We start from the raw sequence: 18,936 nt of genomic DNA on the forward strand, positions 1-18,936 counted from the left end.
CGTGGCTGCTGGACCGACGCACCGCCGGTGCTTACCGTCCAGCAGGAACATATGGGGTTGACATAACTCTGAGCCTCGAGCAGAGGTTGAGGGTTTCAATCCGGGTGCATCACACCCAGCACCACAGCACGGACCACGATCAGGAAGGCGGATCCGATGACGCCCCCGCACAACTACCTCGCGGTGATCAAGGTCGTCGGCATCGGTGGTGGCGGTGTCAACGCCGTCAACCGCATGATCGAGGTCGGGCTCAAGGGCGTCGAGTTCATCGCGGTGAACACCGATGCCCAGGCCTTGCTGATGTCTGATGCCGACGTGAAGCTCGACATCGGCCGCGAGTTGACCCGCGGCCTCGGTGCCGGCGCGAACCCGGAGGTTGGGCACAAGGCCGCCGAAGACCACCGCGAGGAGATCGAGGAGGTCCTCAAGGGGGCCGACATGGTCTTCGTGACCGCCGGCGAGGGCGGCGGCACGGGCACCGGCGGCGCGCCGGTGGTGGCCTCGATCGCTCGCAAGCTCGGCGCACTCACCATCGGCGTCGTGACGCGCCCGTTCTCCTTCGAGGGCAAGCGCCGCGCCAAGCAGGCCGAGGACGGCATCCAGGCCCTGCGCAACGAGTGCGACACGCTCATCGTCATTCCCAACGACCGGCTGCTTCAGCTCGGCGACATCGGTGTCAGCCTCATGGACGCCTTCCGCTCCGCGGACGAGGTGCTGTTGTCCGGTGTCCAGGGCATCACCGACCTGATCACGACCCCCGGTCTGATCAACCTGGACTTCGCCGACGTCAAGTCGGTCATGTCCGGCGCGGGTTCGGCGTTGATGGGCATCGGTTCGGCCCGAGGCGAGGGCCGTGCCGTCCAGGCCGCGCAGAAGGCGATCAACTCGCCGCTGCTGGAGGCCTCGATGGAGGGTGCGCACGGCGTGCTGCTGTCGATCGCCGGTGGCTCCGACCTGGGGCTTTTCGAGATCAACGAGTCTGCCTCGCTGGTCCAGGAGGCCGCGCACCCGGACGCGAACATCATCTTCGGTACGGTCATCGACGACTCTTTGGGCGACGAGGTCCGGGTCACGGTGATCGCGGCGGGTTTTGACAGTGGCGGCCCTACGCACAAGAAGCTGGAGCCGACGGCGTTGTCCTCACCGCCTCGGACCGCTGCCGGACCGATTGCCTCGGCTGTAGCCCAGCCGGCGCCGGTCGTGCAGTCTCCGCCTCCCGTCGTGCAGGCACCGCCGCCAGTCGCTCACCCCGTTGCGCAGCATCAGGTTCCGCAGCATCAGGTGCCGCAGCACGCTGCTCCGCCGGCCACCACGGTGCCGCCGCAGCCTTCGCCCGCGCAGGGCAACGGTTACGTGCCTTCGGTGCCCCGGTCGTTGTCGCAGAACGGGTCGTTGCCGTCTCGGCCGGTTCCGGTCACCGAGGACCCGGATGACGAGGTGGATGTGCCGCCGTTCATGCGGCGGTGAGGCTTCGACGATCTTGTCGGACCCCCTGAGCACCTTCGGGTTCTCAGGGGGTTCTCTCTTTTCGGGGGGCCGCCGGTGGGGTGCCAGGGCTTGTCGTGGGTGAGAACTAGGGTGTGGGCGTGCGCATTCGTCGAGTTGTCACCACCCGCGCCGGTGGCGTGTCCAAGGCCCCTTTCGACACCTTCAACCTGGGTGACCACGTTGGGGACGAAGAGAAGGCGGTGCTCGCGAACCGCGCCCGCCTCGCCGAGGGGATCGGACTGACGCCGGACCGGTTGGTCTGGATGGAGCAGGTGCACGGCCGGACCGTCGGGGTGGTGGACGGCCCGCAGGCCGCGCCGCTCGAGGCCACCGACGCGGTCGTGACGAAACAGCCCGGCCTCGCGCTGGCGGTGCTGACGGCCGACTGCGTGCCGGTGTTGCTCGGTGATCAGGAGGCCGGCGTGATCGGCGCGGTGCACGCTGGGCGTGTCGGCGCGCGTGTCGGCGTCGTGGTCGAGGCGCTCAAGGCCATGATGGCGCTGGGGGCCGAGCTGGAGCGCGTCGAGGTTCTGCTCGGGCCGTCGGTGTGCGGCGACTGCTACGAGGTGCCCGCTGACATGCAGAAAGATGTCGAGAAGCACCTGCCCGGCAGTGCCGCCAAGTCCCGCAAAGGCACGCCCGCGCTGGATTTGCGGGCGGGGCTGTGGACCCAGCTCGCCAGTGCGGGGGTCGGCAAGATCGGGGTGGATCCGCGCTGCACCTTCGAGGAGAAGGATCTCTTCAGCCATCGCCGAGAGGCTCCCACCGGCAGGCTCGCGTCGGTCATTTGGATCGAGCCGTGAATCGGGAAGAGGAGTTGAAGGAAAACCTCGCCGAGGTGCGGGAGCGCATCGACAACGCGTGTGCGGCGGCGGGGCGTGATCCTTCTGAAGTGATGTTGCTGGCGGTGACGAAAACCTGGCCGGCCAGTGATGTGGAGATCCTTTACGGACTCGGACTCCGGAATTTCGCGGAGAACCGGGATCAGGACGCCTCGGTCAAGGTCGGCCAATTGAGACACCTGACCGAGGCGCGCTGGCACATGGTCGGGCGATTGCAGCGGAACAAGGCGAAGTCGGTGGTCGAGTGGGCGGACCAGGTCGACTCGGTCGACAGCGTCCGGCTGGCCGAGGCGCTCGCGAAGGCCGCGCACGCGAAAGGCATCAGGCTGGACGTGTTGTTGCAGGTCAGCATTGACGGAGACACGTCGCGGGGCGGGTGTGCGGTGCCGGACGTTCCCGAACTGGCTGGCGCGATCACTCGTTCGGGTGATCTTATTCTCCGAGGTGCGATGACCGTCGCACCGCTGACGATGAAGTCATCGCAGGCGTTTGAGGCGTTGGCATCAGTGGTATCAGGCCTACGTGATGATCATCCCACTGCCACCCGGGTGTCAGCGGGGATGAGCGGAGACCTGGAAGATGCCATCTCGCACGGATCGACCTGTGTGCGTGTCGGAACGGCGTTGCTCGGCAGGCGGCGGTTAATCTCGCCGTAGGTTGTCGGGAACCTCGGGGCCGTCCGCACCGTCCCTAAGGTGGGGAAGTCGCGGAGGAGGGGCTGGAATGAGCGCGTTGCACAAGCTGAAGGCCTACTTCGGGATGGTCCCCGCCGAGTACGCAGACGACCCCGGCTACGACGACGACCGCGGACGCTACGGCGACTACCGGTCCGAGTACGCGGCCGAGGCCGACGACTACGACCCCTACCCGCGGCGCAACCGCGTGTTCACGCCGGGCCGGTCGGAGCTCTCGGGCTCCGGGTACCGGACCGACATCGACGAGTCGGACGACTACGAGCCGGAGCCGCGGCGCGGGGGCAGCCCCTCGAGCACGCGACGCTGGAGCGCCGAGGCACCACCGGTGCACGGCGCACTCGCGGTCGAGCCGCAGCGCGAGCCCGTGAGCAGGCTGCGTCCTGTCGCCGAGCCGGCAAGCAACCCGTTGGCGCGCATCACCACGCTTCACCCCCGTAACTACAGCGAGGCGCGCACGATCGGGGAGCACTACCGCGACGGAACCCCGGTGATCTTGAACTTGACCGACATGGACGACGCGGACGCCAAGCGTCTCGTCGACTTCTCGGCCGGCCTCGCGTTCGCTTTGCGCGGGTCCATGGACAAGATCACCAGCAGGGTGTTCCTTCTCTCACCGCCGAACGTTGACGTCACGGCGGAGGACCGCAGGAAGCTGGCCGAGGGCGGGTTCGGCAACCACGGTTAGAGTTGACCCGTGGACCCGATCCGTCTCGTCATCTTCTACGTCCTCTTCGCGTTCTCCCTGTTCCTGACCGCGCGTGTTGTGGTCGAGATGGTGCGGACGTTCGCGAGGGAGTGGCGCCCCGCGGGCGGCGTGGCCGTGACGCTTGAGACCGTATACACCGTGACCGACCCACCGGTCCGCGCACTGCGTCGGGTGATCCCGACTGTGCGGATCGGTGGGGTCGGGCTGGACCTATCGATTATTGTGCTGTGGCTGCTCGTTATCATTTTGATGCAAGTTGCAGATCCCAGGTGACGGGGAACCGGGGATGACCGCAGCCCAGGAGTGCGAGAGGTGATCCGATGCCGTTGACCCCCGCTGACGTGCACAACGTTGCATTCAGCAAGCCGCCGATTGGCAAGCGGGGCTACAACGAGGACGAGGTGGACGCGTTCCTCGACCTGGTTGAGGGCGAACTCGCCCGCTTGATCGAGGAGAACAACGACCTCCGTCAGCAGGTCGAGCAGCTCGACCAGCAGCTCGAGACTGCGCGCGCTGACCTCGACGATGCGCGTGCGAAGGCCTCGTCCGGCCCCGTGACGAGCCGTATGCCGGTGGAGGAGCCGCGCCGCCTGGCGCCGGTCCCGCCGCCGTCGGTGCTGGAGCAGACGTCCCCCGGTGGTGGCGGAGACCACCACGTGCAGGCCGCGAAGGTCCTGGGCCTTGCCCAGGAGATGGCGGACCGGCTCACCGGTGAGGCCAAGGCCGAAGCGGACGGGATGCTGTCCGAGGCCCGTACGAAGTCTGAGCAGCTGCTGTCCGAGGCCCGCGCCAAGGCAGACACGATGGTCAACGAGGCACGTACGCGTGCCGAGACCATGCTGAACGACGCGCGCACGCGTTCCGAGACGCTGGAGCGGCAGGCCCGTGAGAAGGCCACCGCGCTGGACCGTGACGCGCAGCGCAAGCACGCTGAGGTGATGGGCAACATCACCCAGGAGAAGAACACGCTCGAGAAGCAGATCGACAAGCTGCAGACGTTCGAGCGCGAGTACCGCACGCGACTGAAGACGATGCTCGAGTCGTCCCTGCGCGACCTCCAGGACCGCGGCCCGGCCGCGCCCTCGGACGGCCGTTCCCAGGGCTACTCCTTCGGCGCACGCGCCGAAGCGGGCTGAACTACTGTTCATTAGGTGCTCTTCGTAGTTCTACTTCTGGTGCTGGCTGCTCTCGGCTTGCTCGTACCTGCGCTGACCACGTCCAACACGATCTGGGCGTGGTCATCCGTAGGCGCGAGCGTGCTCGCCGCCCTGGTCCTTGCTTGGGACTGGTGGCGACGGCGACCGGGGGACCCCGCTGCCGACGCGCAGAGTGTAGATCAACTGGCTGTAGCTGATGATCAACGGGTAGTGGTTTCGGCGGTAGCCGACACGCCGCCCGCTGACGAGGAACCACCGGAAGAGGACACCGACGCGGCGGACATGCTCGTCGTGGCCGATCTGGTGGACGAGGTGCGGGTGCTGGACGAGCGGCCCCGGTATCACCTGAGTTCGTGCTCCTGGCTCGCCGGGAGGCCCACGCTGGGCCTCCCGGTGCAGGAGGCACGCCAACTGCAGTTCACGCCCTGCGCCGTGTGCCGGCCTGACGCGACCTTCGTGTCCCGCCACCGCGCAACCCGCGAGGGGGCCTCCGATGACCACGCCTGACGACGCGCCTGACAACAAGGCCGTCATCCGCCGGTTCCTCGACGAGGTCGTGGGCCAAGGCCGGCTCGACCTCGCTGACGAGCTTTGTTCACCCGATGTGATGAATCACGCGGCGGTGCCCGAACGTCAGCGCGGCGTCGAGAACCTCAAAACGGTGCTCGGGTTCTCGCTCGGTGCCCAGCCGGACCAACGGTGGGTCGAGCAGCACTTCATCGGCGACGGTGATCTCGTGGTGGTCTACGGCCGCCGGGAGGGCACCTGGCAGGCGCCCGGATTCCGCGGCGTGCCCACTCCGGCGAGCGGCGAGGTGTCCGTCGAGCTCGCGCACATGTTCAGGCTGCGAGAAGGCAAGATCGTCGAGCACTGGGCCGTGCGCGACGATCTCGGCATGCTTCAGCAGCTCGGCGCGATCAACGCCGGTAGCTGAGCTTCGCGCGGAACGTGGTGCCCGGCTCGTCCCGGTAGTGGTGCTCGACAGCCCCGTCGAACTCCGAGATCCGGCCGTCGTCGCCGTACGACCCGCTGGTTCTCGTACACCGAGAACAGCTCCGGCGGCGTCCAGGTGCCGGAACGGCCCTCGGTCGGACGCGAGCCGGGGTCCGAGTCCCAGATGCGCGGTGCGCATCAGGCGTCACCCCGCACGAAGTGGACCTTCACCCGCAGCGCGTTGTCCGGCTCCGGGCCGCAGCGGTGCTCGACGGCGCCGTCGAACGCGGTGAGCAGCCCTTCGGCGTCGATGTCGAGGCGCTCGACCGTGAAGTCCGCCGTGTTGTCGTAGCAGCCGAGGCTCTTGTTGATGACCAGCGCTTTCTGGTCGGTGTAGGTGCCAGGGGTGATCGGCTGGCCGTCGTGGCGCGACAGTTCGACCACGTAGTAGGTCTGCAGCTCGTTGTTCTCGGCGTACACGCGGAGGGTGTTGTTGTCCCACACCCGCTGTCCCACGCGGATCTCGGAGAGCGGGGCCGTCCAGTCGCCCGAGGTCGCGGTGATGGGGAAGGCGTTCGCTTCGGCGTCGAACACGAAGCGGGAAGGTTCCTCCGCTGCGGAGGCCGTGCCGGCGGCCAACAACGCAAAAGCACAGGTCAAAGCTAAGACACGCATCTTTGTCCCCCCGAGGTAGATGGTCTTGGGGCGAGTCTGGCGCAACCCGAGGCCGGCGGGCATGCGTGGATCTACTCAGGAGCCGTTCCGCCTGAACTTGTGCAAAGTGTCCGTTTCGCGGACGAGCAGTCCACTGGCGCGCTAAGAAAACCCCATGTCGCTGAGATCCGCGTTGAGCGCCATCGTGGTCGCCGTGTTCGTCCTGGCCGGTGCCGCCCCGGTGACCGCCCAGCCGAAGACCGAGCTGCACCAGTGCGTCCCTGCCGACCTGCGCGAGGATGCGATCACCTTCAAGGCCGAGGACGGTGTCGAGCTGCCCGGTCTGGTGTTCGGCAGCGGATCGAGCGGAGTCCTCCTCGCACACACCCAGACGGAGACCGTCTGCGAGTGGCTGCCTTTGGCGCGCCAGCTCGCGGACGACGGCCACCAGGTGTTGCTCTACGAGATGCGCAGCCTGCGCCTCCGGGAGAACAGGCACTCCTACGACCTCGACGTGCTCGGCGCCGCGCGGGAGCTCGACAGTCGCGGTGTCTCCTCGATCATCGCCGGCGGAGCCGGCACCGGTGCCGCCGCGATCGCCGCGGTGGCGGAGAAGGTCCCCGGGCTGAGGGGGATGTTCCTGCTCACCCCGTTCGAGGGCTTCCACACGAGCAGCGCCGATCTCGACGCGGTGACGGGCATCAGGGCGGTCCAGGTGCCGTCGTTCATCGTTGCCGCGCAGGACGACGTGATCGAGTCCAAGAGCGAAGACGTCGAGGACACGCGCTTGGCAGACCACGCGCGGCAGGTGGCGGGCGCTGCCTCGAACGCCAGGCTGGAGATCGTGCCGGGTTCGGCGCGCTTCGCGAAGCTGGTCGAGGACGGGGCGCTGCGGGATCAGGTGCGGGCGTTCGTCCGCGAGAACAGGGCGGCACCGACCTTCCTCGAACGCTGGCTGATGCCGATCGCGGGCGGCGTGGTGTTGCTCGTGCTTGCCGTAGTGGTCGTGCTCCGCAGGCGATCCCGGAGGAGCACCACTGTTGCCGAGGTCAGCGCCGGTAGCTGAGCCGCTCAGAGCACGACGGGGCGTGCGCCGTGTGCGGTCACGAGACCCGGTAGCCGTTCACGGCTGGTGACGACGACCCGGCACCGTGGCGTTCCCGGCAGCAGCGGAACGACCTGTGCGGTGTCGGCGGCGTTGTCGAGGACGATCAGCATTCGCCTGTCTGCGAGCAACGTGCGGTAGAGCGCTGTCTGCGCGTGCGGTTCCGGTGGGATGCCGTCCGGGCCGGTGCCCAGGGCGGTGATGAACGCGCGGACGACGTCGGCGGGGTCGGAGCCGTTCAGGTCCACGAACAGCTGGCCGTCCGGGTAGCCGGCGGCGTGCTCGTGGGCCCAGTGCAGCGCGAGCCACGTCTTGCCGGTGCCCGCCGGGCCGGTGATCGTGACGATCGGTCCGTCCAGGTCGAGTGCCGCGAGCTGGACCTCCATGCCGGTGAAACCCGCCGGTCGTGCGGGAAGCCGGCGGGGGCTCCACTGTGGACGTTGCGCCAGGGACGCGTGCAGGTCGCGCAGGGCCGGGCCTGGGTCGAGGCCGAGTTCGTCCGCCAGCCGGTGGCGCAGTTGCGAGTAGCACGTGAGCGCGTCGGACCGTTGATCGGCGCCGATCAACGCCCGCATCAGCTGACCCGCGAGCCGTTCGTCGAGCGGGCGTTCGGTGGTGCGTGTGGTCAGTTCGGCGACCAGACTCCGGTGCTCGCCCGCGGCCAGGCGGGAGTCGATGTGGTCCAGTTCGGCGGCGGTGATCTCGCCGGCCAGCGTTTCGCGCAGACCGGAGAACCACGGGCCGTGCAGCCCCTCGAACGGTTCGCCGCGCACGAGCGCCATGGCGTCGCCTGGCTGTCCGGCGGCGACGAGAGACCGGAAGCGGTGCAGGTCGATGGTCGCCGGATCAGCCTCCAGCACGTAGCCGCCGGAGCGGCGCACGATCGGGACGCCGTCCAGCGCCGACCGCAGCCGGGACACGTAGCTGTAGAGGGCCGCCTTGGCCTGCCGCGGCGGCGCCTCGCCCCACACCCGCGACAGCACCTTCTCGACGCTCACCACCTGGTTCACGTCCACCAGCAACGCCGCCAGCACGCTCAGCTGGCGGGCGTGACCGACGTCGACGAGTGCGGTGCCGCGCCGGACCTCTGGCGGGCCGAGGAGCCGGAACTCGGGTGGCGGGTTCACCGCTCCAGGAACAGCAGCGTGATCAGCAGGGCCAGCAGCGCGAGGTCCACGACGATGCCCTTCGGCTTCGAGTCGTACCTCAGCCTGGTGATCGTGGCGCCGACCATCAGCAGCCCGAGCCCGACGGTGGCCGCGTGCGCCACCCACTGCCAGGTGATCAGGCCGACGACCAGACCTGCCGCGCCCGCCCACTCCAGTGCACCGATGGTCCGCCAGAGCGACCCGTTCATCCGGAAGTGGTCGCGGGCCTCGAGTGACGCCTTCGCCCCGAACAGCTTGCCCGCGCCGGTGGCCACGAACAGCACGGCCAGCACGATCGACAACGCGATGGTCAACGTCATCGCGTGAGCATACGGTTTGCGCCAACCGTTACCCTGTAGCTACAGGCACCGATCCGGCCATCACCGGGGAGCCTCCGGAAGAACGGGCGAGAGCCTCAGTAGAACCGGACGGGACCGGCCCGTCACAGCCGAAGAACGAGAGGCTCGCCCTGTTCGCAAGCGCAGGGGTGAGCAAGCGGGGTGGTACCGCGGCCCGCCGAGCCACATCGGCGTGTCGTCCTCGCGTGTCCTTATGACCGCGAGGAGCAGTGGAGATGGCCTACCCCAGGGCCGGAGCGAACGAGGTCCCGGCACAGCCGTCCTTTCCGAACCTCGAGCAGGGTGTGCTCGGGTACTGGAAGGGCGACCAGACCTTCCAGGCAAGCATCGACCGCAACCCGGTCGGCGACGACGGCGCGAACGAGTTCGTCTTCTACGACGGCCCGCCGTTCGCGAACGGTCTGCCGCACTACGGGCACCTGCTGACCGGCTACGTCAAGGACGTCGTGCCGCGCTACCAGACCATGCGCGGCAAGCACGTCGAGCGCCGGTTCGGCTGGGACACGCACGGCATGCCCGCCGAGTACGAGGCGGAGAAGCAGCTCGGCATCAAGCACAAGAGCGAGATCGAGCAGCTCGGCATCGAGAAGTTCAACGAGGCGTGCCGAACCTCCGTCCTGCAGTTCACCGAGGAGTGGCGCGACTACGTCACGCGCCAGGCGCGCTGGGTCGACTTCGACAACGACTACAAGACGCTCGACCTCGACTACATGGAAAGCGTCATGTGGGCGTTCAAGGCCTTGTGGGACAAGGGCTTGATCTACGAGGGCTTCCGCGTCCTGTGGTACTGCACGCGTTGTGAGACGCCGCTGTCCAACACCGAGACCAAGATGGACGACGCGTACCGCGACCGGCAGGACCCGGCCGTCACGGTGGCGCTGCGCCTCGAGTCCGGTGAGAAGGCGCTGGTCTGGACGACCACGCCGTGGACGCTGCCGAGCAACCTCGCGGCCGCCGTGCACCCGGACGTCGACTACGTGACCGTCGTCGGCACTGACGGCTCGCAGTACCTGCTCGCGGAGGCCAGGGTCGCGGCGTACGCGCGTGAGCTGGGCGAGGAGCCCGAGGTCGTCGCCCGCTACAAGGGGTCGGACCTGGTCGGCAAGAAGTACCTGCCGCCGTTCGACTTCTTCGTGGGCCGTGAGAACGCGCACCAGGTGCTGACCGCGGACTACGTGACCACCGACGACGGCACCGGCATCGTCCACATCGCACCGGCGTTCGGTGAGGACGACAAGGTCGTGACGGACGCGGCGGGCATCGAGGTCGTCGTGCCGGTCGCCTCCGACGGCACGTTCACCGCCGAGGTCGCGCCGTACGAGGGCGTGCACGTCTTCGAGGCGAACAAGACCATCATCCGGGATCTGAAGGATGCCGGTCTGCTGCTGCGCCACGAGACCTACGACCACCCGTACCCGCACTGCTGGCGTTGCCAGAGCCCGTTGATCCAGCGCGCCCTGTCGGCGTGGTTCGTCGCGGTCACGCAGTTCAAGGACCGGATGGTCGAGCTCAACGGGGACATCAACTGGGTGCCCGGCCACATCAAGGACGGCCAGTTCGGCAAGTGGCTCGAGAACGCGCGTGACTGGAACATCTCGCGCAACCGGTTCTGGGGCTCGCCGCTTCCGGTGTGGGTGTCGGACAACCCGGCGTTCCCGCGCACGGACGTGTACGGCTCGCTGGACGAGATCGAGCGCGACTTCGGCGTGCGCCCGGACAACCTGCACCGCCCGTTCATCGACGAGCTGACCCGCCCGAACCCGGACGACCCGTCGGGTGAGTCGGTGATGCGGCGCGTGCCGGACGTCCTCGACTGCTGGTTCGAGTCGGGCTCGATGCCGTTCGCGCAGGTGCACTACCCGTTCGAGAACGCGGAGTGGTTCGAGAACCACTACCCCGGCGACTTCATCGTCGAGTACAACGGGCAGACGCGTGGCTGGTTCTACACGCTGCACGTGCTCGCGACGGCGTTGTTCGACCGGCCGGCGTTCCGCGACTGCGTGGCGCACGGCATCGTTCTCGGTGACGACGGTCAGAAGATGTCCAAGTCGCTGAAGAACTATCCGGACGTCAACGAGGTCTTCGACCGCGACGGGTCGGACGCCATGCGGTGGTTCCTCATGGCTTCGCCGATCCTGCGCGGCGGCGACCTGGTGGTGACCGAGCGCGGCATCCGGGACGCGGTGCGCCAGGCGGTGCTGCCGTTGTGGAACTCGTGGTACTTCCTCGCGTTGTACGCCAACGCTTCCGGGCGTGAGGGCACCTGGCGGGTCGACTCGGAGCACGTGCTGGACCGGTACGCGCTGGCGAAGACGCACGACCTGGTGCGCGATGTCCAGGCTGCCATGGACGTCTACGACATCTCGGGTGCGTGCCAGCTGACGCGCGAGTACCTCGAGGTGCTGACGAACTGGTACGTGCGGCGGTCGCGCGGGCGGTTCTGGTCCGGTGACCAGGACGCGATCGACACGCTGCACACCGTGCTGGAGGTCGTCACGCGCGTCATGGCGCCGTTGCTGCCGTACACGACCGAGGTCGTGTGGCGGGGGCTGACCGGTGGGCGTTCGGTGCACCTGACGGACTTCCCGTCGGTGTCGGACGTGCCGGCGGACGACGCCCTGGTGGCGGCGATGGACGAGGTGCGGTCGGTCTGCTCGACGGCGTTGTCGTTGCGCAAGGCGAACAAGCTGCGCGTGCGGCTGCCGCTCGCGCGTCTGACCGTCGCGTCGGCCACGGCCGGTTCGCTGGAGGACTTCGCCGAGATCGTGCGCGACGAGGTCAACGTCAAGGAGGTGTCGCTGTCCACGGACGTCGACGCCTACGGGCAGTTCCAGCTCGTCGTGAACGCGCGTGCCGCCGGTCCCCGGCTCGGGCCGAACGTGCAGAAGGTCATCAAGGCCGTCAAGGCCGGCGACTGGTCCCTTGTGGACGGTCAGGTGGTCGCCGCCGGTGTCGAGCTGTTCGAGGGTGAGTACGAACAGCGTTTGGTGGCAACGGATCCGGCCGCCACGTCGGCGCTGCCGGGTGGTGCCGGTGTCGTCGTGCTCGACACCGTGGTGACGCCGGTGCTGGAGGCTGAAGGCGTCGCGCGTGACCTGGTGCGGGTGGTGCAGCAGGCGCGCAAGGACGCGGCGCTGGACGTGTCCGACCGGATCACGCTGACGCTGGAGTTGCCGGCCGAGGTGCGGGCCGCGGTCGAGCCGCACCTGGAGTTCGTGAAGGCCGAGACGCTGACCTCGGAGGTCGTGTTCGGAGCCGGGACCTCGGAGGGCACCGTCGGTGACGGTGCTCGGGTGAAGGTGGCTGTCGCACGGGTCTGATTCCCGTTGTGCCGGGGCCGCTGTCTGCTGACAGCGGCCCCGTGCCATGTCTGCCGCCGAAAAGTGTCAGACCGCGTCGGGTGACGTGCTCGGCCGGGGTCCGGACGGTGCGCAACCGGACATCGCTTCGGAGTTCGTCGACGCCGGTGCCACCCGATCCACGCACGCTGCGCGTGACTTGAGGGAGGCGAGGTCGCCCGTTAGGGCAGGCGACCTCGCTTCGGTGGAAAAACAAATGCGAACGTGATAGTCGGGCGTGAAACGGGCTGAAAACGTTTGCGGATAAGTGCGGGATTTTCGTTTTACGCGTCGAATTGAGACGTGGACCTACTTTCGCAGGTGTTCTGCTCTTCATTTGGAAGTTAGCTTCTCGCTACCCAAGAGCAATTCTTGGATTCATGAGCGAACCCCAGTCACCCTGCGACGAAGGTAGAACGAAATGCGTATGCGTCTGCAAGGCGCCCTGCTGCTGGCAGGTGTCACGGCCGGAGCCGTCCTGCTGCCCCCGGCCGCGTCCGCCGATCGGTACGAGCCCGCGATGGTCGAGGCCCTGGCGGCCCACCTGGGCACGACGCCGGGCAAGGCGATCGCCCGGCTGGACCGCGAGCAGAACCTGTCCCGCGCTCTGGCCGGCCTGCAGGCCCAGGGCGTGCCGACCGATGGCGCCTACTTCGACCGCGACGGAGCGCTCGTGGTCACGACGTCCGACGCCGGCCGGGTGGCCTCCGCGGGTCTCAAGCCGCGCACCGGTGTCCGCGGCGAGCAGGCGTTGAAGCGCCTGTCTGCGCAGGTGGAGCAGGTGCTCGGGGCGGATCTGGCCCAGGTTCAGTCGTGGGGTCCCGACATCGTGCAGGACCGCGTCGTGGTGACCGTGTCGGCGGACGCGTCCAGCGCGCTGGCAGGCAAGTTGTCCGCGCTGGACGGTGTCGTGGTCGAACGGGCCGGTGCCGCACTCGCCCCGCAGGCGGACGTGGTGCCCGGCCAGATCATGGACCTCGTGCCCGGCACGAACTGCTCGCTCGGCTTCACCGGCACGAACTCCAGTGGTGCCAAGGTCATGCTCACGGCCGGCCACTGCGTGGTGGGCAACCCCGACATCCTCGACGCGAACGGCACCCACATCGGCAAGGGCGTCGCCACCCGGTTCCCGAGTGTCGACATGGGGCTGATGAGCATCGACGCCGAGGACACGCCACGTGGCTACGTGGACACCCGCAACGGCAGCACCGTGTCGATCACCGGCCTGTCGAAGGCGCCGGTGGGCACGGCCATCTGCAAGGCGGGCAACACGACGGGCTGGACCTGCGGCAGCATCACGCACTACGACCAGTCGGTCCGCTACAGCGGCCAGTCCGTCTCGACGAACGGCCTGGCGCGCTCCACCGTGTGCACCGAGGGCGGCGACAGCGGCGGCGCCTACATTTCCGGCAACACCGCGCAGGGTTTGACGTCGGGCGGTCCGACTGACGCCGAATGCGGGTGGAACCGCGGCGCCGGGGCCACCGGTTTCTATTCCTACTATCAGCCGGTTGTGGACGCGGCCAACCACTACGGCGTCACCATTACGACGGGCTGATTGACGCGCCTTCACAGTGCTTGACGTAAAGGGGGCCGGTGCCGATCAGGCGCCGGCCCCCTTCGTCCTGCGCCCGCTGTCGCGAAGGTGTGAGCGAAGCGTGAGTCCGCGCCCCTAACGTGGTGGCGAGCCACCGCCGAAACGTGATGGGGGAAGTGCGTGCAGAGGCTGAGCAAGTTGGGGATGGCCGCGGCACTAGCCGTGGCGCTGGCAGCACCAGGTGCGGCGCAGGCGCAGGCCGCGTGCACCTGGGTGACGACGGATCTGCCACTGGCCGACGGGTTCTCGGGGATCAGGGTCTCCGGCTCGTCGGACAACGGTGAGTGGGTGCTGGGCGAGGGTTACCACTCCCAGCACCAGAACGCGACGGTCGTCTGGCGCGACGGGGTGGTGCACGGCGTCCACCCGGAGAGCGCGAAGGTGTTCGACGTCAACAACTCCGGCACGGTGGTGGGCATGTCGGACAGCCTCCCGTTCCGGATCGAGAACGGTGTCCGGGAGCAGTTGGAGCCGGCGACCGGCAAGACGCAGGCGATCGCCAGCCACATCAACAACTCGGGTGCGGCCGCCGGCCAGTCCGGCCCGTACAGCCTGTACGGCCCGCTGCTGGTGTGGGAGCCCGGATCGACGACGCCGAGGGAGTTGCCGGGCACCCGCAACGGCCTCGTGCGGTTCGTGAAGGGTTTCGACGACCAGGGCAACGTCGTCGCGCAGGAGGTGGGGCCGCTCAGCCGGCGCATCAGCCACGTCTGGGACCGCAACGGCAACCAGACCAGGCTGGAGCCCCTGCCCGGCGACTACTCGGCCTACGTGGAGTCCATCAGCGGCGGCCGGATCTTCGGCACGTCGGTCCACGCTGAGCCGCTCGAGGGACGCACGGTCGTCGAGTGGGGACTGGACGGCAAGATCGTGCGCACCATTCCCGAACTCGCCGACGTGTACGACTCCAACGCGGCGGGTGAGGTGCTCGGTCAGGCCGCGGGAGACGGCGTGGGGCTGTGGCGATCACCCGGCGAGTACGTCCCGGTGACCGCCGACCTCTGGCCGGACGCGGTGGACGAGAGCGGCGCTGTCTACGGCTACGGCTACCGGCCTGGGAACGACAACCAGGTTCCGCGTTACGCGCGCTGCGGCTGACGCCGGCGCGGGATGAACGCGCGCCGCACCAGGCGCACCCACCAGGACCAGCGGGCCGGGGACTTCGGTTCCCGGCCCGCTGCGCGTTCGAAGCCGTCCAGGAGGTCCTCCAGGCACGCGTCGTGCAGCCAGCGGATCGCCACGACCCAGCGCAGCCACGCGACGAACCCGAAGTCGCCGACCAGTTCGTGCCGCAGCACGGTGCCCGAGGCCGACAGCGTGTGGGTGCCGGAGAGATCGGTGAACTCGAACGTGATCGACGAGCCCGGCTCGAACGCCACGCACCGGTAGCGGATCGGGCCGTGGCCGCCGTCGGCGCCGACCCCGAGCGGGCGGTCGAACTCCTGCGTGCCCCAGGCCGGTGGCCAGAGCTCCTGGACGCGCTCGACGAACGGGCCTGCCGGGACGCCCAGGTCCCTGGAGTGCACGTTCCTGATCATGCTTCCCCCTTCCATACGCTGGCGTATGTTCATGAAACATACGGTAGCGTACGGAACCGTGGTGCGGCGATCTCGTGACGACTGGACTGAGATAGCGCTGAGAGCGCTGGCCGAGGGCGGGCTCCCGGCCGTGGCGATCGAGCCGCTCGCGGCGCGCGCCGGGGCGACGAAGGGCAGCGTCTACCACCACTTCTCGAACCGGGAGGCGCTGCTCAAAGCCACCGTCGAGCGGTGGGAGCGGGAGCACACCGAGGCCGTGATCGAGCTCGTCGAGGCGGAGGCGACGCCGCTGGACAAGCTCAGGACGTTGTTCGGCACGGTGCTCGACCGCAGTCGCAAGGGGTCCGTCGAGCTCGCCCTGCAGCAGGGTGCGCACGATCCCGTCATCGCGCCGGTGCTGCACCGGGTGACGGAGCGCAGGCTCGGGTACCTGAGGGAGCTGTTCGAAGAGCTGGGGTTCGACGCTGAGCACGCCAGGAAGCGCGCGTTGATCGCGTTCAGCCTCTACCTGGGGCAGGTGCAGATGTACGCGACCCTGCCCGGCCTCGTCGAACCGGTGCTCGACGAGGCCGTGCAGGTACTAGCCACGAATCAGGCCGCGCGAGATCAGACCGCGGTCGCCCACAACGTGTAGGCGATCACGTCCGCGTTGCGGTCGAGCGCCGGGACGTTGATGTTGGACGTGGTGTCGCAGGAGGCGTGGTAGCAACGGTCGTAGGCCTGGCCGGACGTGCCGCCCCACTTCTGCGCCTGAGCCGCGGTCTTGCGGCCCTCGGCGCCGGTGAACGTGCCGCCGATCGGGATGCCCGCGCGGGCGAACGCCGCGTGGTCGGAGCGGCCGCCGACGCTGGTCAGCTCGGTCTGGACGTTGATCGACGTGAAGCCCGCCTGCAGCCGCTGCTGCAGCGCCAGCGAACCGGAGGGCTGACCGGAGGCGCTGTAGACGAAGTAGCCGGGGTTCGGCGAGCCCGTCATGTCGAAGTTCAGGTACGCCTTGATCTTCGACTTGTCGGTCGCCGACAGGGAGTTCACGTAGTTGGTCGAGCCGATCAGGCCGCGCTCCTCGGCACCCCACCAGCCGAACCGCACGTGCTTGGCCGGCTGGAAGCCGGTGGCCTTCATCTGGAGAGCGACCTCCAGGATCGACGCCGAACCCGTGCCGTTGTCGTTGATGCCGGGGCCCGCGGTGACGCTGTCGAGGTGACTGCCCAGCATGACGATGTTGTTCACGTCGCCGCCGGGGTAGTCCGCGATCAGGTTGTAGCCGGTGGCGCCGCCGTAGGTGAACGACTGCACCCGCGTGACGAAGCCGGCCGCGTCGAGCTTGCTCTTCACCCAGTTGACCGAGGCCAGGTACCCCGGACGTCCGTGAGCGCGGTTGCCGCCGTTGGCGTTCGCGATCGACTGGAACTGGTTGAGGTGTGACTGGACGTTGGCCACCGAGATGTTGGGGGCGGCCATGACCGCCGGAGCGGCCGCTTGCGCTGCTGTGGTTCCGGTCACCATCAAGGCGGCCGCCAGCGCGATCAGGATCCTCATGGTTCAACTCCGTGCAGGGTAGGGATTGAGCCACTGATCAACATGCTCCACTGTGCATGAGCCCGGTAGGTGCGAACGTCGGGTTGTCGCGTCGGATTCGTCCATTTCGGTGGTGATCAATCAGAATGGTCCAGGTGGGTGACGTCACGCTTGTTCTGGGCATCGGCGCCGCCGTCCTGCTGGTCTCCGTGATCGCGGTGCGGGTGTCGATCCGCCTCGGCCTGCCCTCACTCCTGCTGTACCTGGGCATCGGCGTCGTCCTCGGCGAGTCCGTGCTCGGCATCCACTTCGACGACGCGGACCTCACCCAGTCGCTGGGCATCGCGGCCCTCGTGCTGATCCTGACCGAGGGCGGGCTCACGACCCGCTGGCAGGCCGTGAAGACCTCGCTGTGGTTAGGCGTCGCACTGTCCACAGTGGCCGTTGCAGTGAGTGTCGCGATCACCGGAACGGCACTGCACCACCTGCTCGGCCTCGACTGGCGGATGGCGCTGCTCTGGGGCGCGGTGCTGTCGTCCACCGACGCGGCCGCCGTCTTCAGCGTCCTGCGGACACTGGGCGTGGGGCCGCGGCTCACCGGCGCGCTGGAGCTCGAGTCGGGTCTCAACGACGCGCCGGTCTACATCGCCGTCGTGCTGCTGGCCTCGGCGGACGAGATCACCTGGACCGCGCCGCTGCTGGTGCTCTACGAACTGGCCGCGGGCGCGCTCATCGGTGTCGCGCTCGGCTGGCTCGGTGGCGCCGGGCTGAGACGCGCGGCGCTGCCCGCCACCGGCCTGTACCCGCTCGCCACGGTGGCGGTGTGCGTGATGGCCTACACGGCGGGCGACCTGCTGCACGCCTCCGGATTCCTCGCCACCTACGTGGCCGCGCTCGTCCTCGGCAACGCCCGCCTGCCGCACCGCGCCGACACCCTCTCCTTCGCCGAGGGCCTCGGCTGGCTCGCGCAGATCGGGCTCTTCGTTTTACTGGGCCTCTACGCCTCTCCCTCGCGGCTGCTCGACGTGCTGTTCCCCGCGCTGATCGCGGGTGTCGTGCTGACCTTCGTGGCGCGGCCGCTGTCCGTGATGCTCGCCGCGCTGCCGTTCAAGGTGCCGTGGCGCGAACAGGCGTTCCTCTCGTGGTCAGGTCTGCGCGGCGCGGTGCCGATCGTCTTCGCGCTGATCCCGTTGATCCAGGGCGTCGAGGGTGCGCGCGAGCTGGTAGACGCGGTGTTCGTGCTGGTCATCGTGCTGACGGTGGTGCAGGGCACGACGCTGCCGTTCCTCGCCCGGCGTCTCGGTCTGGTGCGCTCGGGCGAAGCGCAGGAGGTGCAGGTCGACTCCTCGCCGCTCGACGAGCTGGGCGCCGAACTGCTGCAGGTCCACCTCCAGCGCGGGTCGAAGCTGCACGGCGTCTACATGTCCGAACTGCGGCTGCCCAGCGGCGCCACGGTGAGCCTCGTGGTGCGCGGCGGAAAGAGTTTCACGCCACAGCCGACGACCAGGCTGCAGACCGAGGACCAGTTGCTCATCGTCACCACCGAAGAGGCGCGCGATGCCGCTGAGCGGCGGATACGAGCCGTGGACCGCGCCGGTCGCTACGCACGGTGGAAGGGCGAGACCGGGGACTAGCTCGGTTTCCGAGGCTTCTCACCATGTGATCGGCTCTCGACGCGTGTTGTGAGGGTCCGCTAACGTCATCGGCAGGTCATGAGAGCCAGCGTCAAGCCCAAGCTTGCTGGCCGGCAACCCTCCTACCGCGGTGGGGTGCCCTTGGTGAGGACCTGGTCCGGCGCGTAGGGCGCCGGTCAAGCGCGGGCCTCCAGTCAGGCCCCCAGGCCGCAGGAGGCAGCTCG

At 68.4% G+C, this 18,936-nt stretch carries 19 protein-coding genes and 1 riboswitch; of the genes, 14 read left to right on the top strand and 5 right to left on the bottom strand.

Annotated elements, in window-relative coordinates:
- Window positions 1–156: 156 nt before the first annotated feature.
- The 8 genes from ftsZ to ACIA8G_RS39165 all read left to right on the top strand — a co-directional run bounded on the left by ftsZ (window position 157) and on the right by ACIA8G_RS39165 (window position 5,822).
- Window positions 157–1,467, top strand: coding sequence for a cell division protein FtsZ (gene ftsZ / locus ACIA8G_RS39130; protein ID WP_396423830.1), 1,311 nt, complete (start codon window positions 157–159; stop codon window positions 1,465–1,467).
- A 119-nt stretch (window positions 1,468–1,586) separates the two neighbouring features.
- Window positions 1,587–2,291, top strand: a complete 705-nt coding sequence (gene pgeF, locus ACIA8G_RS39135; protein ID WP_396423831.1) for a peptidoglycan editing factor PgeF — start codon at window positions 1,587–1,589, stop codon at window positions 2,289–2,291.
- Complete coding sequence (locus ACIA8G_RS39140) at window positions 2,288–2,986, top strand: YggS family pyridoxal phosphate-dependent enzyme (RefSeq protein ID WP_396423832.1); 699 nt, start codon at window positions 2,288–2,290, stop codon at window positions 2,984–2,986. The genes pgeF and ACIA8G_RS39140 overlap by 4 nt, the downstream gene beginning before the upstream one ends.
- A gap of 67 nt (window positions 2,987–3,053) precedes the next feature.
- Window positions 3,054–3,710: a cell division protein SepF gene (sepF, locus tag ACIA8G_RS39145; protein WP_396423833.1), complete on the top strand. Its 657-nt coding sequence runs from the start codon at window positions 3,054–3,056 to the stop codon at window positions 3,708–3,710.
- 18 nt (window positions 3,711–3,728) lie between these two features.
- Complete coding sequence (locus tag ACIA8G_RS39150) at window positions 3,729–4,004, top strand: YggT family protein (RefSeq protein WP_167977901.1); 276 nt, start codon at window positions 3,729–3,731, stop codon at window positions 4,002–4,004.
- 47 nt (window positions 4,005–4,051) lie between these two features.
- Window positions 4,052–4,867, top strand: a complete 816-nt coding sequence (locus tag ACIA8G_RS39155) for a DivIVA domain-containing protein (RefSeq protein ID WP_396423834.1) — start codon at window positions 4,052–4,054, stop codon at window positions 4,865–4,867.
- A 15-nt stretch (window positions 4,868–4,882) separates the two neighbouring features.
- The gene (locus ACIA8G_RS39160; RefSeq protein ID WP_396423835.1) at window positions 4,883–5,395 is read left to right on the top strand and encodes a hypothetical protein; all 513 of its coding nucleotides are present in this window, start codon (window positions 4,883–4,885) and stop codon (window positions 5,393–5,395) included.
- Window positions 5,382–5,822 (top strand): ester cyclase, encoded by a 441-nt coding sequence (locus ACIA8G_RS39165; protein WP_396423836.1) that lies wholly within the window; start codon window positions 5,382–5,384, stop codon window positions 5,820–5,822. The genes ACIA8G_RS39160 and ACIA8G_RS39165 overlap by 14 nt, the downstream gene beginning before the upstream one ends.
- 197 nt (window positions 5,823–6,019) lie before the next feature.
- On the opposite strand, the gene ACIA8G_RS39170 is transcribed toward ACIA8G_RS39165, so the two are convergent.
- Complete coding sequence (locus ACIA8G_RS39170) at window positions 6,020–6,415, bottom strand: hypothetical protein (protein WP_396423837.1); 396 nt, start codon at window positions 6,413–6,415, stop codon at window positions 6,020–6,022.
- A 235-nt stretch (window positions 6,416–6,650) separates the two neighbouring features.
- On the opposite strand from ACIA8G_RS39170, the gene ACIA8G_RS39175 reads away from it, so the two are divergent.
- A complete protein-coding gene (locus ACIA8G_RS39175; protein ID WP_396423838.1) occupies window positions 6,651–7,541 on the top strand; it encodes a hypothetical protein in 891 nt (296 codons plus the stop codon).
- Between the two features lie 5 nt (window positions 7,542–7,546).
- On the opposite strand, the gene ACIA8G_RS39180 is transcribed toward ACIA8G_RS39175, so the two are convergent.
- On the bottom strand, window positions 7,547–8,707 hold the full coding sequence (locus ACIA8G_RS39180) for a BTAD domain-containing putative transcriptional regulator (protein ID WP_396423839.1): 1,161 nt from the start codon (window positions 8,705–8,707) through the stop codon (window positions 7,547–7,549).
- Window positions 8,704–9,048: a DoxX family protein gene (locus ACIA8G_RS39185; protein WP_396423840.1), complete on the bottom strand. Its 345-nt coding sequence runs from the start codon at window positions 9,046–9,048 to the stop codon at window positions 8,704–8,706. Before ACIA8G_RS39185 ends, ACIA8G_RS39180 begins: the two co-directional genes overlap by 4 nt.
- Window positions 9,049–9,302: 254 nt before the next feature.
- On the opposite strand from ACIA8G_RS39185, the gene ileS reads away from it, so the two are divergent.
- The 3 genes from ileS (at window position 9,303) to ACIA8G_RS39200 (ending at window position 15,120) form a co-directional block, all read left to right on the top strand.
- The gene (gene ileS, locus ACIA8G_RS39190; protein ID WP_396423841.1) at window positions 9,303–12,407 is read left to right on the top strand and encodes an isoleucine--tRNA ligase; all 3,105 of its coding nucleotides are present in this window, start codon (window positions 9,303–9,305) and stop codon (window positions 12,405–12,407) included.
- Between the two features lie 439 nt (window positions 12,408–12,846).
- On the top strand, window positions 12,847–13,983 hold the full coding sequence (locus ACIA8G_RS39195) for a trypsin-like serine protease (protein ID WP_396423842.1): 1,137 nt from the start codon (window positions 12,847–12,849) through the stop codon (window positions 13,981–13,983).
- 159 nt (window positions 13,984–14,142) lie between these two features.
- Entirely contained in the window at window positions 14,143–15,120 is a 978-nt protein-coding gene (locus ACIA8G_RS39200; RefSeq protein WP_396423843.1) for a hypothetical protein, read from the top strand.
- On the opposite strand, the gene ACIA8G_RS39205 is transcribed toward ACIA8G_RS39200, so the two are convergent.
- A complete protein-coding gene (locus ACIA8G_RS39205; protein WP_396423844.1) occupies window positions 15,102–15,560 on the bottom strand; it encodes an SRPBCC family protein in 459 nt (152 codons plus the stop codon). The two genes, ACIA8G_RS39200 and ACIA8G_RS39205, sit on opposite strands and share 19 nt — an antisense overlap.
- 31 nt (window positions 15,561–15,591) lie before the next feature.
- Between ACIA8G_RS39205 and ACIA8G_RS39210 the strand changes: the two genes are divergently transcribed.
- Window positions 15,592–16,194: a TetR/AcrR family transcriptional regulator gene (locus ACIA8G_RS39210; RefSeq protein ID WP_396423845.1), complete on the top strand. Its 603-nt coding sequence runs from the start codon at window positions 15,592–15,594 to the stop codon at window positions 16,192–16,194.
- On the opposite strand, the gene ACIA8G_RS39215 is transcribed toward ACIA8G_RS39210, so the two are convergent.
- On the bottom strand, window positions 16,167–17,099 hold the full coding sequence (locus ACIA8G_RS39215; RefSeq protein ID WP_396423846.1) for a M28 family metallopeptidase: 933 nt from the start codon (window positions 17,097–17,099) through the stop codon (window positions 16,167–16,169). The two genes, ACIA8G_RS39210 and ACIA8G_RS39215, sit on opposite strands and share 28 nt — an antisense overlap.
- 125 nt (window positions 17,100–17,224) lie before the next feature.
- On the opposite strand from ACIA8G_RS39215, the gene ACIA8G_RS39220 reads away from it, so the two are divergent.
- Window positions 17,225–18,712, top strand: a complete 1,488-nt coding sequence (locus ACIA8G_RS39220; protein WP_396423847.1) for a potassium/proton antiporter — start codon at window positions 17,225–17,227, stop codon at window positions 18,710–18,712.
- 74 nt (window positions 18,713–18,786) lie between these two features.
- A riboswitch (SAM riboswitch) is annotated at window positions 18,787–18,901 on the top strand.
- Window positions 18,902–18,936 lie beyond the last annotated feature (35 nt).

Origin of the sequence: Lentzea sp. NPDC051213 (genome assembly GCF_044455585.1) — a bacterium.
Taxonomy (GTDB): domain Bacteria; phylum Actinomycetota; class Actinomycetes; order Mycobacteriales; family Pseudonocardiaceae; genus Lentzea.